General features: G+C 72.3%; 15 protein-coding genes and 1 tRNA gene. 1 reads left to right on the plus strand and 15 read right to left on the minus strand.

Features of this window, described 5'->3' with window-relative positions; translation table 11 throughout:
* Positions 1–4: 4 nt before the first annotated feature.
* From paaE to ACIPVB_RS09435, 13 genes are all read right to left on the minus strand, one after another.
* A complete protein-coding gene (gene paaE, locus ACIPVB_RS09375) occupies positions 5–1129 on the minus strand; it encodes a 1,2-phenylacetyl-CoA epoxidase subunit PaaE (protein ID WP_400368456.1) in 1125 nt (374 codons plus the stop codon).
* Positions 1129–1617: a 1,2-phenylacetyl-CoA epoxidase subunit PaaD gene (paaD, locus tag ACIPVB_RS09380; RefSeq protein ID WP_400368458.1), complete on the minus strand. Its 489-nt coding sequence runs from the start codon at positions 1615–1617 to the stop codon at positions 1129–1131. The genes paaE and paaD overlap by 1 nt, the downstream gene beginning before the upstream one ends.
* Positions 1614–2513, minus strand: a complete 900-nt coding sequence (gene paaC, locus ACIPVB_RS09385; protein ID WP_400368459.1) for a 1,2-phenylacetyl-CoA epoxidase subunit PaaC — start codon at positions 2511–2513, stop codon at positions 1614–1616. Before paaC ends, paaD begins: the two co-directional genes overlap by 4 nt.
* On the minus strand, positions 2510–2815 hold the full coding sequence (gene paaB, locus ACIPVB_RS09390) for a 1,2-phenylacetyl-CoA epoxidase subunit PaaB (RefSeq protein WP_315994742.1): 306 nt from the start codon (positions 2813–2815) through the stop codon (positions 2510–2512). Before paaB ends, paaC begins: the two co-directional genes overlap by 4 nt.
* Positions 2815–3786, minus strand: a complete 972-nt coding sequence (gene paaA, locus ACIPVB_RS09395; protein WP_400368460.1) for a 1,2-phenylacetyl-CoA epoxidase subunit PaaA — start codon at positions 3784–3786, stop codon at positions 2815–2817. Before paaA ends, paaB begins: the two co-directional genes overlap by 1 nt.
* 78 nt (positions 3787–3864) lie before the next feature.
* Positions 3865–5175 (minus strand): phenylacetate--CoA ligase PaaK, encoded by a 1311-nt coding sequence (paaK, locus tag ACIPVB_RS09400; protein WP_400368462.1) that lies wholly within the window; start codon positions 5173–5175, stop codon positions 3865–3867.
* Positions 5172–5633 (minus strand): hydroxyphenylacetyl-CoA thioesterase PaaI, encoded by a 462-nt coding sequence (gene paaI, locus ACIPVB_RS09405; protein WP_400368464.1) that lies wholly within the window; start codon positions 5631–5633, stop codon positions 5172–5174. Before paaI ends, paaK begins: the two co-directional genes overlap by 4 nt.
* 11 nt (positions 5634–5644) lie before the next feature.
* Positions 5645–7705 carry a phenylacetic acid degradation bifunctional protein PaaZ gene (paaZ, locus tag ACIPVB_RS09410; RefSeq protein ID WP_400368465.1) on the minus strand — a complete coding sequence of 687 codons (2061 nt, stop codon included), beginning with the start codon at positions 7703–7705 and terminating at the stop codon, positions 5645–5647.
* Positions 7702–8577: a 3-hydroxyacyl-CoA dehydrogenase family protein gene (locus ACIPVB_RS09415; RefSeq protein WP_400368467.1), complete on the minus strand. Its 876-nt coding sequence runs from the start codon at positions 8575–8577 to the stop codon at positions 7702–7704. The genes paaZ and ACIPVB_RS09415 overlap by 4 nt, the downstream gene beginning before the upstream one ends.
* Positions 8574–9314, minus strand: coding sequence for an enoyl-CoA hydratase/isomerase family protein (locus tag ACIPVB_RS09420; RefSeq protein WP_400368468.1), 741 nt, complete (start codon positions 9312–9314; stop codon positions 8574–8576). The genes ACIPVB_RS09415 and ACIPVB_RS09420 overlap by 4 nt, the downstream gene beginning before the upstream one ends.
* A complete protein-coding gene (locus tag ACIPVB_RS09425) occupies positions 9307–10497 on the minus strand; it encodes a thiolase family protein (protein WP_400368469.1) in 1191 nt (396 codons plus the stop codon). Before ACIPVB_RS09425 ends, ACIPVB_RS09420 begins: the two co-directional genes overlap by 8 nt.
* 277 nt (positions 10498–10774) lie before the next feature.
* Positions 10775–10847 (minus strand) — tRNA-Arg (locus ACIPVB_RS09430).
* 15 nt (positions 10848–10862) lie between these two features.
* Complete coding sequence (locus ACIPVB_RS09435; protein WP_400368470.1) at positions 10863–11660, minus strand: NRDE family protein; 798 nt, start codon at positions 11658–11660, stop codon at positions 10863–10865.
* A 652-nt stretch (positions 11661–12312) separates the two neighbouring features.
* On the opposite strand from ACIPVB_RS09435, the gene coaBC reads away from it, so the two are divergent.
* Positions 12313–13524, plus strand: a complete 1212-nt coding sequence (gene coaBC / locus ACIPVB_RS09440) for a bifunctional phosphopantothenoylcysteine decarboxylase/phosphopantothenate--cysteine ligase CoaBC (RefSeq protein WP_400368472.1) — start codon at positions 12313–12315, stop codon at positions 13522–13524.
* 32 nt (positions 13525–13556) lie between these two features.
* Here the strand turns inward: coaBC and ACIPVB_RS09445 are convergent, their stop codons facing one another.
* Together ACIPVB_RS09445 and ACIPVB_RS09450 are read right to left on the minus strand one after the other, a co-directional pair.
* Entirely contained in the window at positions 13557–14216 is a 660-nt protein-coding gene (locus ACIPVB_RS09445) for a peroxiredoxin-like family protein (protein WP_400368473.1), read from the minus strand.
* Positions 14217–14382: 166 nt separating this feature from the next.
* A complete protein-coding gene (locus ACIPVB_RS09450; protein ID WP_400368474.1) occupies positions 14383–15711 on the minus strand; it encodes a DUF2510 domain-containing protein in 1329 nt (442 codons plus the stop codon).
* Between the last annotated feature and the right edge of the window lie 61 nt (positions 15712–15772).

Raw genomic sequence — 15772 nt, forward strand, 5'->3', positions numbered from 1 at the left:
GCGCTCACCCGTCGTAGTCGACGCGAACCGCGTCGGAGGTCGGGTGCGACTGGCAGGTCAGCACGTAGCCGCGCTCGATCTCGTCGGGTTCGAGGGCGTAGTTCTCGGTCATCGACACCGACCCCTCGGTCACCCGCGCGCGGCAGGTCCCGCACACGCCCCCCGCACACGCGAAGGGGACGTCGGGTCGCACGCGCAGCGCCGCCGCGAGGATCGTCTCGTTCGCGGCGACCGGGGTCTCGACCGACGCCGACTGCCCGTCGAGGGTGAAGTCGATGCGCCTGACCGGCTGGTCGTCGCGCACGCGCACGGGCCGCGCGCCCCCGGTCTGGGCCGGCGCGTCGCCCTCCCCCGCGGTGAACAGCTCGAACCGCACGCGCTCGCGCGGCACGCCGACGTCGCCGAGCACCTCCCGGCACAGCTCCACCAGGGCGAACGGCCCGCACAGGAACCATTCGTCGACGGATGCCGGGACGATCAGGCGCGACAGGATGAGGCGCAGGCGCTCCTGGTCGATGCGCCCCGAGAACACGGGGGCGGCGCGCTGCTCGCGCGAGAGCACGTGGTGCACCGTGAGCCGGGAGGGATAGCGATCCTTGAGGTCGGCGAGCTCGTCGACGAACATCACATCCGTCGAGGAGCGATTGGCGTAGACGATCGTCATGCGCGAGTCGGCGGAGCGCTCGAGCACGTCGTTCGCGAGCGCCATGATCGGGGTGATCCCCGACCCCGCGGCGATCGCCATGACGTGCCCCGTGGCCGTGGACGCCTTCGACACGAACGTGCCCTGCGGGCTCATCACGTCGATCTCGTCGCCGGGACGCAGCCCCTCGTGCGCCCACGTCGAGAAGCGTCCGTCGGGGTCTCGCTTGATGCCGACGCTGATCGAGCCGCGCGCGGGCGGGCGGCACAGCGAGTACGACCGGCGCAGCTCCTCGCCGTCGACGCTCGCGCGCAGGGCCACGTACTGCCCCGCCGCGTAGTCGAACGCCTCGACCAGCTCGTCCGGAACGGCGAAGGTCACCTCGATGGCGGTCGGGGTGAGCGGGCGCACATCGGCGACACGGAGGGTGTGGAAGCGTGCGCGGGTCCGCGAGGGGGCCGGGGGCGTGGCATCCGTCATCGTCATCAGAGGGCCTTGAAGTGGTCGAAGGGTTCGAGGCACGCGCGGCACTCCCAGTGCGACTTGCACGAGGTGGAGCCGAAGCGCGAGACCTCGCGCGTGTTCGAAGAGCCGCAGCGCGGGCAGGCGACGCTGAGGGTGAGGCGGATGGGACCTGCGGGGCGACGGCCGGTGGGCGGGGCGATGCCGTACGCGGAGAGCTTCTGCTTGCCCGCTTCGCTCATCCAGTCGGTGGTCCACGCCGGGGTCAGCGTGGTCTGGACCACCGCGCGGTCGAAACCGGCCGAGGTGAGCGCCAGGACGATGTCGTCGCGGATGGCATCCACCGCCGGGCACCCCGAGTAGGTGGGCGTGATCGTGACGGTGACCGTGTCGCCGTCCAGTCGCACGTCGCGCAGCACGCCGAGATCGTCGATCGTCAGCACGGGGACCTCGGGATCGACGACGGATGCCGCGACCTCCCGCGCCCGTGCGAGGGCGCTGTCGCCGGTCACCACGTCGCTCCGGGGTGCCGGCGCGCCAGCACCTGCATCTCGGCGATCAGCGGACCGAAGGCGGGATGATGGGCGCCGCGACGCCCGCCCGCGGACGAGCCGGCGAGCGCGGGGACGGCGACGTCCTCTTCGGCGAGGACGGCGGCCAGCACGTCCTCGACCGCGCCGCGAAGGGTCGAGGGACGCACGGCGACGCCCTCGAGACGGTCGTGCAGCGCCTCGTCGCGGAGCAGTTCGTCCAGGTACGGCCAGGTGTCGTCGAGGGCGACGAGCAACCGCCGGCGCGATTCCTCGGTGCCACCCGCCAGCCGCAGCGTCCACTGCACCGCGTGATCGCGGTGATAGTCGACCTCTTTCTCGGCCTTGGCGGCGACCGCCGCGAGCACCGGATCCGCGGATGCCGTGAGCGCGCGGTACAGCTCGAGCAGATACGTCGAGGCGAGCAGCTGCCGCGCGATGGTGTGGGCGAAATCGCCGTTGGGCAGCTCGAACAACCACGCGCACCGGAACTCGTTCTCGTCGCGGAAGTACGCCAGGTCGTCCTCGCTGCGGCCGTCGTACGACCCGGCGTACCGCAGCAGGGAGCGGGCGTGGCCGAGCAGGTCGAGGGCGATGTTGCCGAGGGCCACGTCCTCCTCGAGCTCGGGGGCGCGGGCGATCCACCCGCACAGGTTCTGCGACAGGATCAGGGCGTCGTCGCCCAGCCGCATCGCGTACGCGGCGACGTCGGGATCGGTCGCGCGGTCCTCTCCCCCGGCGAGCTCGGCGCTGAGTTCGCGCGCGTCCAGCGAGACGTCGCCGTGCGGGTCGGCGCCGTGCGAGACGTCGCCGTGCGGGTCGGCGCCGTGCGAGACGTCGCCGTGCGGGTCGGCGCCGTGTTCCGTCGAGATGCTCACAGGTGCGGCACCCCCTCGGACGCGGTGTAGTACACCGCATGCCGGTAGTTCTTGCCCGCGGGCGACTCGAAGAACGCGCCCTTGGCTCCCGGATCGCTCGTCGTGACGGCATCCGAAGGCACGACCCACACCGACACGCCCTCGCCGCGACGGGTGTACAGATCGCGCGCGTTGCGGACGGCGAGCTCGGCGTCGGGGGCGTGCAGCGATCCGACGTGGACGTGGCTGAGGCCACGGCCGGCTCGGACGAACACCTCCCACAGGGGCCAGGTCTCGGCGGGGCTGCCACCGGGCGTGGCCATCAGGCCGCCGCCGTCTCGATGCAGGCAGCGGTCTTCTTCGCCGCGTAGGCGGCGGCGGCCTCGCGCACCCAGGCACCCTCTTCGTGCGCGGTGCGCCGGTTCTGCAGGCGCTGCCGGTTGAGGGGTCCGCGGCCGGCGAGCACCTCGTGGAACTCGCTCCAGTCGATCTCGCCCATCACGTACTGCCCGGTCTCGTCGTCGAAGCGCAGCTCGGGGTCGGGCAGCGTCACGCCCAGCACCGCCGCCTGCGGAACGAGCATCGACACGAAGCGCTGGCGCAGCTCGTCGTTGCTGAAGCGTTTGATGTTCCACGCCATCGACTGCGCCGAGTTGGGCGAGTCCTCGTCGGGGGGTCCGAACATCATCAGGCTCGGCCAGTACCAGCGGTTCACGGCATCCTGAGCCATCTCGCGCTGCTCCGCGGTGCCCTGCATGAGGGTGAGGAGGATCTCGAAACCCTGGCGCTGGTGGAAGGACTCCTCCTTGCAGATGCGGACCATCGCGCGGCCATAGGGTCCGTACGAGGCACGGCACAGCGGCACCTGGTTGCAGATCGCGGCGCCGTCCACGAGCCAGCCGATCGCCCCCATGTCGGCCCAGGTCGGGGTGGGGTAGTTGAAGATCGACGAGTAGCGGGCCTTGCCGTCGACGAGCTGCTGGGTCATCTCGTCGCGGGTGATGCCGAGGGTCTGGGCGGCGGAGTAGAGGTAGAGGCCGTGGCCGGCTTCGTCCTGCACCTTGGCGAGCAGGATCGACTTGCGTTTCAGGCTCGGTGCGCGCGTGATCCAGGCCCCCTCGGGCTGCATCCCGATGATCTCGGAGTGCGCGTGCTGGGAGATCTGGCGGATGAGCGTGCGGCGGTAGCCCTCGGGCATCCAATCGCGCGGCTCGACGCGACCGTCGGCCGCGATGAGGGCGTCGAACATCTCCTCGCCGTCGAGGGCGTCCGTCGTGGGGGCGGTCATCGTCATCGTCGACTCCTTTTACAGACCGATCGTTCAGTAAAGTGTAACCCGGGGGTCGTCGCCCCGCAATGGGCCGCCGACGCCTCAACGCAGGTCGTACACGCGCTTGTACTTGCCCTCGCTGCGGGGCAGGATGCCGGGCTCCTCGACGCACACGTCGACCGTCGTCCCGATGAGCACCTTGATGCGCTGCTGCAGCACCACCCCGGCCGCCTCGCACACCTCGCGTTCCAGGGCCGGGTGACGCTCGATGCGGACGGTCATGGCATCCATCCGCCCCTCGCGTCGGAGCTCGAGGACGAAGTGCGGGGTGAGCTTCTCGATGCCCAGCACGATCTCCTCGATCTGCGTGGGGAAGAGGTTCACGCCGCGCAGGATGATCATGTCGTCGTTGCGGCCGGTGATCTTCTCGATGCGCCGCATCGCGGGGAACGCCGTTCCGGGCCGCAGCCGGGTGAGGTCGCGGGTGCGGTAGCGGATGACGGGGAACGCCTCCTTGGTGAGCGACGTGAACACCAGCTCGCCGAGCTCGCCGTCGGCGACCGGCTCTCCCGTCTCGCCGTCGATCGTCTCGGGCAGGAAGTGGTCCTCCCAGATGTGCGGTCCGTCCTTGGTGAGGGCGCTTTCGGATGCCACGCCCGGTCCCATCACCTCGCTCAGGCCGTAGATGTCGACGGCGGTGAGATCGAGGCGGCGCTCGATCTCGCGGCGCATCTCGTTGGTCCAGGGCTCCGCCCCGAGCACGGCGACCTTGAGCGAGGTCGAGCGCGGGTCGACGCCGGCGGCCTCGAGGGCGTCGGCGATCGTGAGGAGGTAGCTGGGCGTGCAGAGGATGGCATCCGGTGCGAAGTCCTGGATGAGCTGCGCCTGGCGCGCGGTCTGCCCACCCGACATCGGGATGACGGTCGCCCCGAGCCTCTCGATGCCCGCGTGGGCGCCGAGACCCCCGGTGAACAGCCCGTAGCCGTAGGCGTTGTGCACGCGGTCGCCCGCGCGGATCCCGGCGGCGCTCAGCGAACGCGCGACGAGGTCGGCCCACCGGTCGAGGTCTCCGGCGGTGTAGCCGACGACGGTGGGGCGGCCGGTCGTCCCGGAGGAGGCGTGGATGCGACGCACGTCGGCCATCGGCACCGCGAACATGCCGAACGGGTACGTCTCGCGCAGGTCGGCCTTGGTCGTGAAGGGCAGCAGGCGGATGTCGTCGAGCGTGCGGATGTCGTCGGGGTGCACGCCGGCCTCGTCGAATTTGCGGCGGTACAGCTCGACGTTGTCGTACGCGTGCCGGACCGTCCACTGCAGTCGCTCGAGCTGCAGGGCGCGCAGGCGATCGAGCGGGATGCCGGTCGGATCGACGGATGCCAGGAAGTCCGGGCGCGATGCGGTGGTCAGGGTCATCGGGACACCTCCGTGGTCTTGAGCGCGGCGCTGCGCTCGGGGTCGTACGTGGGTCGGGCGGCGTCGACGGGCTCAGCCGCCGGCGGCCGCCGATCGGTCGTGATGCTGCGGCCGCGCACCTCGGCGACGAGGTCGCCCGTCTCATCCGTCACGCGGATGTCGTACAGGCCGGTGCGCCCGCTGCGCGCGCGGCGCACCGCCGTCGCCGTGAGGGTCTGCCCCGCGGTCGTGGACTTCAAGAACGTGATGTCGGCACCCCCGGCCACCGTCACCCGCTCGTCCTCGTTGCACGCGATCGCGAACGCCGTGTCGGCGAGGGTGAAGACGAGCCCGCCGTGGGTGATGGCGAAGCCGTTCAGCATGTCGTCGCGCACGGTCATCGTCACGCGCGACTCCCCCGGCGCGTCGTGCTCGACGACCATGCCGAGCATCGCCGACGCCCGATCGCGCTGCATCATCGGCCGCAGACTCACGCGGGCACCGCCACGGGCTGCGAGGCGGGAGCCCACGTCTTGGCCACGAGCGTCAGCACGTCGTACTGCGCGACGATCTCGTCGTCCTGGTTGCGGATGACGGCATCCCATCGCACCTCGCCGTACTCGTCGGTCTCGCGCGGGGTGATCTGCTTCGCCGTCAGCTGGACGCGGATCCGGTCGCCGGGCGACACGGGGGTGACGAAGCGCAGGTTCTCGAGGCCCGAGTTCGCCAGCACCGGTCCCGGCGCGGGGTCGACGAACAGGCCCGCGGCCCACGACACGAGCAGGTAGCCGTGGGCGACCCGTCCGGGGAAGAACGGGTTGGCCGCGGCGGACTCCTCGTCCATGTGCGCGTAGAACGTATCGCCGGTGAACCTCGCGAACACCTCGATGTCGTCGAGGGTGACCTGACGTTCGGCCGACTCGACGGCATCCCCGATCCGGAGGTCTGCGAGGGGTTTGCGGAAGGGATGGATGCCGTCGGTCGCGGTCTGGGCCCCGGCATGCCACACGCCGGTCAGCGCCGTGAGCATGCGCGGCGAGCCCTGGATGGCCGTGCGCTGCATGTAGTGGAGGACCGAGCGGATGCCGCCCAGCTCCTCCCCGCCGCCGGCCCGGCCCGGGCCGCCGTGCACGAGGTGCGGCACGGGGGCGCCGTGTCCGGTGGAGGTGCGGGCGTCGTCGCGGTCGAGGAAGAGCACGCGGCCGTTCATCGCGCCCATGCGGGTGAGCAGTTCGGTGGCGACGTCGGGGTCGTGGGTGGCGACGCTCGTGACGAGCGACCCGCCGCCCCGGCCCACGATGGCCGCCGCGTCCGCGACGTCGGCGTACTCGACGATGCTGGCGACCGGTCCGAACGCCTCGACGTCGTTGACGGCGGGGGTCGTGGCATCCGCGAACGACAGCAGCATCGGCTGCAGGAAGGCGCCGTCGGCGGAGAGCCCCTCGGGGGCCTCGTCCGAACCCACGACGAAGCGTCCTCCCGCCTCGACGAGGGTCCGCACCTGCCGCAGCACCTCGTCGCGCTGGGCGAGCGAGACGACCGGGCCCATCGTCACGCCCTCGGTGCGGGGGTCTCCGACGACGACCCGCTCGGCGATCTTCTGCCGCAGCGCCTCGGCCACGGCATCCGTCATGCCCTTCGGCACGATCGCGCGGCGGATCGCGGTGCACTTCTGCCCCGCCTTGGTCGTGAGCTCGACCAGCAGCTGCCTGACGTACGCGTCGAACTCGGGCGTGCCCGGCCGCGCGTCGGGGCCGAGGACCGAGGCGTTGACCGAGTCGGTCTCGCTGGTGAACCGCACGCCCGGCTTCGCCTGCGCGCGCAGGCGCTCGACGGTGGTGGCGCTGCCGGTGAACCCGACGGTGTCGCCGAGGTCGAGCAGGTCGAACAGCCCCGGGACGCTGCCGCTCACCAGCTGCAGCGACCCCGCGGGCAGCAATCCGGTCTCGACCACGATGCGCACCCACGCCTCGGCGACGTACGCCGTGGGGGTCGCGGGCTTGACGATCGTGGGCAGGCCCGCGAGGAACGCGGGCGCGAACTTCTCGAGCGCTCCCCACATCGGGAAGTTGAAGGCGTTGATCTGCACGGCGATTCCGGGCAGGCGCGTGTACACGTGCCGGCCGAGGAACGAGCCGTCCTTCGACAGCGGCTCGACGGGACCGTCGAGCACCACCTTTCCGGCCGGGAGCTCGCGCCGCGCCTTCGACGAGAACGTGAAGAGCACGCCGATGCCGCCGTCGACGTCGCTCAGCGAATCGCGCCGCGTCGAGCCGGAGCGCTCCGACAGGGCGTACAGCTCTTCGCGGCGTTCGTTGAGCGCGATCGCGAGGTTCTTCAGCACCATCGCCCGCTGCGGAAAAGTGAGGGCGCCGATGCTCCGCTGCCCCTCGCGGCGCGCGTATTCGACGGCGCCCGCGAGGTCCAGGCCTTTCGTGCTGACCCGCACGATCTCGTCGCCGGTGGAGGCGTCGCGCACGATCGCGGCGTCGGGGTCGGCGGCGGGTGTCCACCAGGCGCCGTTCACGTAGCTGGGGAGAAACGCCATCATTCGCTCCATTCGTAGAATCCACGGCCGGTCTTGCGGCCCAGGTGCCCCTCGGCGACGAGCTTCTTCAGCAGCGCCGGCGGGGCGAAACGCGCACCGAACGCGCGCTCGAGTTCTTCGGCGATGCCCAGGCGCACGTCGAGGCCGACGATGTCGGTCGTGCGCAGGGGACCCATCGGATGCCGGTATCCCCGCTCCATGGCGGTGTCGATGTCGTGGGCGGCGGCGACCCCCTCTTCGAGCATGCGGATCGCTTCGAGCCCCAGGGCCACGCCCAGCCGGCTCGAGGCGAAGCCGGGCGCGTCGCGCACGACGATCGCGGCTTTGCCGATCGCCTCGACCCAGCTCCGGGCCGCGTCCACGACCTCGGGGGTCGTCGCCGTCCCGGTCACCACCTCGACCAACGACGACGCGGGCACGGGGTTGAAGAAGTGCAGGCCCAGAAAGCGCTCGGGTCGGGCGAGGGAGGCGGCGAGCGCGTCGATCGAGATGGAGGAGGTGTTGGATGCCACGACCGCGCCGCCGTCGACGACGTCCTCGATCCGCGCGAGGGCGTCGCTCTTGAGGGCCCGATCCTCGGGGACGGCCTCGACCACGAGGCCCGCCCCCGCGAAGGCGGAGACGTCGGTGCCGACGGTGAGGGTGTCGGCATCCGGGATGTCCCGACCGCGCGCGGCGGAGCGCTCGAGGTCGGTCTCGACGCGGCCCCGCGCCTGGGCCGCGGCCTCGTCGTCGCGTTCGACGATGTGCACGCGCGCACCCGCGAGCAAGAACGCGTGGGCGATGCCGGCTCCCATGCGCCCCCCGCCGAGCACGCCGACGGCGGCGGGCAGGACGGCCGCGGGTGCGGTGGTGTTCAGGGGCATGGTCGTCATCTCTTCTTCCTCTCCAGGAACGCGGTCATCCGCGCGCGCTTGTCGGGGCTGTCGAACAGTTCGGCCTGCAGCTCGCCGTCGATCCGGGGGTGGTCGGCGCGGGGTGCGAGCAGGGCGCGCTTGGTGAGGATCGTGGCGCGGACCGAGGTGGCGGCGATCCGGTCGACGATCGCGTGGGCCGCGTCGAGCAGCTCGTCGGGCTCGTGCACGCTCGACAGCAGACCCCAGGCGAGGGCTTCGTCGGCGCCGAGGGTGCGGGTGGTGAGCAGCAGTTCGCTCGCGCGGGCGTGACCGACGATCTCGGGCAGGCGCCACGATGCCCCCGCGGCCGCGATGATGCCCAAGCCCGGCTCGGGGTTGCCGAAACGCGCGTTCGGGGTGCCGAGGCGGATGTCGGCGGCGTAGGCCAGTTCGGCGCCCCCGCCGAGCGCGTAGCCGTCGACCGCCGCGATCACCGGCATCGGCAGATGGCGGATGCGGTCGAACACGGTGGCGTTGATGCCGCGGCGCGCGTCGTCGCCCGTGCGCTCGCGGAGTTGGGCGATGTCGGCGCCGGCGGCGAAGATCCCGTCCGTCCCGGTGACGATCAGCGTCCGGGGAGTCTCCTCGAGCTCGGCGCACAGCGCGTGCAGCTCGTCGACCAGGGCCTGGTCGATCGCGTTGCGCCGGTCGGGGCGGTCGAGGGTCGCGACGACGCGGTCGTCGCGGGCGTCGATGCGCAGGCGCGACTCACCCATCGACGCGCTCCACGATCATCGCCGTCCCCTGCCCGACGCCGACGCACATCGTCGCCAGGCCGTATCGCGCCCCCTCGCGCTCGATCCGCCCCAGCAGGGTGACGAGCAGTCGTGAGCCGCTCGATCCCAGCGGATGCCCCAGCGCGATCGCCCCGCCGTCGGCATTGACGATGTCGGGGTCGAGCCCGAGGCGTCGTATGCACGCGAGAGACTGCGAGGCGAAGGCCTCGTTGAGTTCGACGGCTCCCAGATCGGATGCCGCCAACCCGGCCTTCGCCAGCGCCTTCTCGGTCGCGGGCACGGGACCGAGCCCCATGATCTCGGGCGCGAGGCCGGCCGCGGCGTGCGAGACGATCCGCGCGCGCGGGCGCAGGCCGTACCGTTCGACGGCGGCGGCGCCGGCGACGACGATCGCCGAGGCGCCGTCGTTGAGCGAACTGGAGTTGCCGGCCGTCACGACCTCGCCGCCCGTCACGACGGGTCGCAGAGCCGCGAGCGCGTCGCGCGAGGTGTCGCGGCGCGGCCCCTCGTCGGCGGCGACCGGGCCCCTCGGCGTGTCGACGGCGACGATCTCGTCGGTGAAGCGTCCGGCATCCTGCGCCGCGATGGCCCGCTCGTGGCTGCGCAGGGCGAACGCGTCGGCGTCGGCGCGCGAGACGCCCTCGACGCGGGCGACCTCTTCGGCGGTCTCGGGCATGGTGAACGTCGCCTTGTCGCGCGCAGCGAGACGGGGGTTGGTGAAACGCCAGCCGATCGACGTGTCGAACGCGGCCCCGGGCTTCGCCCACGCGCGCTCGGGCTTGGCCTGCACCCACGGCGCGCGCGTCATCGATTCGACGCCGCCGGCCACGACGATGTCGGCGTCCCCGGCGCGCACCGCCTGCGCGGCGAGCGCGACCGCGCTCATGCCCGAGGCGCAGAGGCGGTTCACGGTGAGTCCCGGGATGCCGTCGGGCAGCCCCGCGAGCAGGACGGCCATGCGAGCGACGTTGCGGTTGTCCTCACCGGCCTGGTTGGCGGCGCCGAGGATCACCTCGTCGATCATCTCGGCCGGGACGCCGGCCCGACGGACCGCTTCGCCGACGACGAGGGCGGCGAGGTCGTCGGGGCGGACGGATGCCAGGGCCCCGCCGTACCGTCCGACCGGGGTGCGCACACCGCCGATGAGAAACGCGTCCGACATCGTCTTCCTTTCCCCCGCCGACTCTGGCGGGGTCGTCATCCTCAGCAGCGAGGTTTTCCGACCGATCGTTCAGTAATGATGCCACGGCGGAGTCGGAGCGCGCAACGACCCGGCGGCGTGGCGTCGCAGGCGGGGCGGCTTCATTGCGGGGCCGACGCCGCGCACCCCGCGCGGGCACCTGCGCTCGACGAGACGCGACGGCGGCGCCCACGCTGCACCTCGGCCGCACGCGCCTCGACCGTCGCCGCGCTCGGCGACGGGTGGATGGGACAGACGGTGCCCCCGACAGGATTCGAACCTGCGACGCCCGCGTTAGGAGTGCGGCGCTCTATCCCCTGAGCTACGGAGGCGGGGTTGTTTCCAGCCTACTGCGCAGCCGGCTCCTCCGACCGTCCGTGCGCCACGCCGGGAGAGAGTTGGACGGGCACGGCGTCGCGGGAGGAACGGATGCCGGAGCGCAGACCCTCGATGAGCCCGTCGTCCCACGTGCCCGGGGTGGTCGGCATGGCCTCGCGCACCTCGACGCCCGCGCGGCCCACCGTCGCCGCGCACACGAGCAGTGACTCGAGCACATGCTCGTCATGCGCGTCGCGCCGCAGCACCGACGTCGTCGGGTCGAGCGTGGAGCGCTCGACCACGCCGAGCCACGGCATCCACCAGTCGGGTCCGTCCACGATGCCGGCGGAACGGAACTCCTCGAGCCACCGCGCGATGCGCGGGGTGCCCGGGTCGTCGACCGCGTGGTGCGCGACCATGTGGATGCCCGGCGCGAGGCGGCCGCGGCGGGCGGTCAGGCCGTCCCATTCGACGAGGTGGGCGCCGTCGGCATCCACCTCGACCAGATTGAAGCCGCGCGTCGTCGGCTGCTCCGGGATGCCGCCCGCCACGGCGTCGAGCGGGATGGCACCGCGGCTGACGACCTCGTCGTCGCCGCGGCCCGACAGATCCTCACGGTTGAGCAGCACCGCCAGCCGCCGCGCGATGGGGTCGACCGCCAACCACGCTCCGCCCGCGCGGTCGTCACGGACCCCCACGATGCCGGGGCGCTCAGGCCACCAGGGTCCGAGCGGGCGCCACGGGCGATCGCGGTCCTCGTCGCGGACGGCGAGCAGACGGACGGGCTGTCCGGCGGCCGCGGGGACGTGGACGACCACGGTGCACATTGCGTCCACGCTACCCGCGTGCCGGGCCGGCGCGGGCCGGCACGGGCCGCTCCACGCGCCCATCCCCGCCTCCGCGTCGCGACGAGACGCGACGAGAACAGGCTGTGCCACGAGAACAGGCCGAATCCCGCCGAATCCCCCTGTTCTCGACGCATCATCCTGTTCTCATGGATGCCGACGGCCCCAGCCGCCGCCAGATCCCCACCCGCCGCCCACGCCCGCGACGCCATCACCACGAGAACAGGCGCCGCCACGAGAACAGGCCGAATCCCGCCGAATCCCCCTTCTCGACGCATCATCCTGTTCTCATGGATGCCGACGGCCCCAGCCGCCGCCAGATCCCCGCCCGCCCCGCCACCCGCCGCCCCGCCCGCGCGCCATCACCACGAGAACAGGCGCCGCCACGAGAACAGGTTGAATCCCGCCGAATCCCCCTGTTCTCGACGCATCATCCTGTTCTCGTGAATGCCGACGGCCCCAGCCGCCGCCAGATCCCCGCCCGCCGTCGCCACCCGCCCACCCCGCCCGCGCCCTCACCCGCCGACCCCACCAGCGCCCCACCCGCCGCCCGCGTCCGCGCCCGCGCGGCACCCGCCGACCCGCCCGCGCCATCCGGCCCCCACTCCCCGAGGCGGCCTGGAAGACTGGGGGCATGTTCGTCGTCGTGGGAGTCACCGGGGGCATCGCCGCCTACAAGAGCGTGAGCCTCGTCCGTCTGCTGGTGAAGGCGGGGCACGACGTGCACGTCATCCCCACTGCCGATGCGCTGCGGTTCGTCGGACTGCCGACATGGGAGGCATTGAGCCGCAATCCGGTCACCACCTCGGTGCACGAGGACGTCGCCCGGGTGCGGCACGTCGCGCTCGGACAGGCGGCCGATCTGGTGATCGTCGCCCCGGCGACGGCCAACACGCTCGCGTCGATGACGGCGGGGCTCGCCTCCGACCTGCTGGGCACGACCCTGCTCGCCACCACCGCGCCGGTGATCGTGGCCCCGGCGATGCACACCGAGATGTGGCGTCATCCCGCGACGGCGCACAACATGGAGGTGCTGCGGGGTCGCGGCATCCATGTGGTCGGCCCCGCCGAAGGCGAACTCACCGGTGGCGACTCGGGAGCGGGACGCATGTCGGAGCCCGAAGAGATCGTGGCCGCAGCTCTCGCCCTGGTCGGGCGTCCTCGCGATCTCGACGGGGTCTCGGTCGTGGTCAGCGCGGGCGGCACGCGGGAGCCGATCGATCCGGTGCGCTTCCTCGGCAATCGCTCCAGCGGTCGACAGGGCGTCGCGATCGCCCGGGCCGCCGCCGATCGCGGGGCGAGGGTGACCCTCGTCGCGGCTCATCTCGACGCCGATGTCCGCCCCGATCCGCGGGTCGAGGTGGTCGCCGTGGGGACCGCTGACGAGCTCGGGAGAGCGATGGATGCCGTCTCGCCCGACGCCGATGTGATCGTCATGGCCGCGGCGGTCGCCGATTACTCCGTGGCGGCGGTGTCGGAGCACAAGCTGCGCAAGCAGGACTCCCCGGGCGGGCTGGTCCTCGAGCTCCGCGAGAACCGTGACGTGGTCGCGGGTCTCGTGGCCGCACGCCGACCGGGTCAGACGATCGTGGCCTTCGCCGCCGAAACGGTCGTCGATGACGAGGAGCTCCTCGAGCGCGCGCGCGCGAAGGCGGCGCGCAAGGGCGTCGACCTGCTCGCCGCGAACGCGGTGGGCTGGACGCGGGGTTTCGAGACGACCGACAACGCCCTCACGATCGTCGGGGTCGACGGACGGGTCGTGGTCACGGCATCCGGGACGAAGGACGACACGGCGCACGCTCTGCTGGACGCGATCGTGGCGACACGCCAGGTGCGACACGGCTGAACCGGTTCGGCCGCGTCGCACCTGCGCCCGGCTCAGTCGAGGGCGTCGACGGCGCGGATGATCTCGTGGGCCTCGGTGCGCGTGGTGTAGTCGACGTGGATGTCGGCGAAACGGATGCGACCGGCGGTGTCGATGACGTACACCGAGGGGAAGGGCACTCGGGCGGTGTCGTCGGCGTTGCTGTCGGCCACGTCGAACCCGAGATCGGTGTGGGCGTCACGGGCTTCGGCGCTGGGTTCGGTGACGATGCCGAAGCGCTCGGCGAGGGCATTGGCGGGGTCGGAGAGGACGGCGAAGTCGAGGTCGGCCGCGTCGGCGATGGCGGTGGACCCCTCGGGGGTCTGCGGCGAGACGGCGATCAGCTGCGCTCCGCGGTCCCGGAGGGCGGGGGCGAGCTCCTGCTGGTAGGTGCGGAGGATGATGTTGCAGTAGGGGCACCATGCGCCGCGGTAGAAGACGACGACGCCGACGGCACCGCCGAGGGCGGTGGACAGCGAGGTCGTCGCGCCGTCGGGAGTCAGCAGCGGCGCGTCCGGAGCGTCGTCGTCGACGCCGAGCGCCCCCGCGGGCAGTCCGTCGTTGCGGAGCGCCTCTCGCTCGTCGGCGAAGACGCCGGCGAGGCGGTCGCCGATCTGCGCCTCGAATCCCGTGTTGAAGTCGTCGATCTGCTGGGCGATGGACGTGGTGGACATGCGTGTACTCCCGGTGGACGCGGCGTCGGGCGCCGGTTCCAGGAGCGTATGAGCGTTCCGCGGGCCCGGCTCCGTTGTCGTCATGCGGGGTGACAGAGCGTCATGCACGGTCACATCCTTGCGTGACGCGGGGCCCGCCGTTCAGTCGGCTGCCCCGTGTCGACGCTCAGTATGCGCTGACGGAGGCGAGCTGCTCGAACAGCGGGAGGAGTTGGACGATGAGCAGGACGATCCAGCCGATCAGTGCGAACAGCGCGACGACGTTGACCACGATCGCCGCCCACATCGGGCCGAGACCGCTGCCCGTGCGGCGGCGAGCGACCACGGCCCGGCCGATCACGTAGACCAGGGCGCTCGACATCACCAGGACGAGCACGCTCCACGCCCAGTGGAAGGGCCGTTCCACACCGCGAGCGCGCAGCTGGCGCCAGTCCAGGAAGGCGAACAGAACGGTCACGGCGGAGTACGCCAGGCTCAGCACCGTCACGACGGTGTTGATCAGGGTCGCGGTGGGCGTAGAGCCCAGCCCGTACACCTCGGCGGAGATCGATTCCTCGACGTATGCGCCCCAATCGAAGAGGAACAGCCCGATCACGCCGAGGAGCGGCAGGAACGCCAGCAGCCAGATCCACACGGTCCGGGCCGAGATGTCGGTGCGCGGGGCGGGGCGGGACGCGCCGGGAGTCCCCGGGTACGCCGTCGAGCCGGGGTAGGCGGGAGCGGCGGAGTACCCGGAGGCGCCGGGGGACGCGGGAGCGGCGGAGTACCCGGGGGCGGCGGGATACCCCGAGGCGCCGGGGGACGCGGGAGCGGCGGAGTACCCGGAGGCGCCGGGGGCGGCGGGATACCCCGATGCGCCGGGGGACGCGGGGGCGGCGGGAGATCCCGTCTCCGTCGCGCGGGGGTGGGCCGAACCCGCAGCTCCGGCCGCGGCGGCGGTTCCGGCCGCGAGTCCCGCCGCGGCGCTCGACGGTTCGCTGCCCGGTCGAGCGCCCGCGGTGGATGCCGCGTCGAGCCCGGCCGGATCGACGGGCAGTCTCGCGGAAGAATCGTGCGCCGCGGGAGAGACCTGCGCCGGAACCTCATCGCGCACCGGGGCGTCGCCGTGCGCCGGATCGTCACCGGAAACCGGAGAAGCACCGCGCACCGGAGCGTCATCGTGCACCGGAGCGTCGTCCTGCGCGGCTGCCGGCTCGTGCGCGAGCGCCGAGCCGTGCACCGGGGCGTCATCCTGCTCCCGAGCGGCGTGCCCCACCCCGGCCTCCGTTTGCGCCCACGCCCCGGCCTCGTGACCGGCGGCATCTTCCACCGGCCGACCCTGCTCGGCGGCGGCCGATCCCGCTTCTTCGGGCGACGCGGGCACGGCGGACGCCACGGGGGTGCCGTCGTGAGAACGCAGTTCGTCGGTCCACGAGGTGCCGTTCCAGCGGCGCAGTCCGCCGCCCCCGGCGGGATCGGGGTACCAGCCGTCGGGAGGGGTGGGTGAGTCGGTCATGTCGTTTCCCTGTCTGATGCGGAACCGGGCGAGATGGCCCGAGTCTAGTGAGCGCGGTAGA

The sequence above is a fragment of the Microbacterium sp. NPDC090007 genome (assembly GCF_044748345.1).
Taxonomy (GTDB): Bacteria; Actinomycetota; Actinomycetes; order Actinomycetales; family Microbacteriaceae; genus Microbacterium.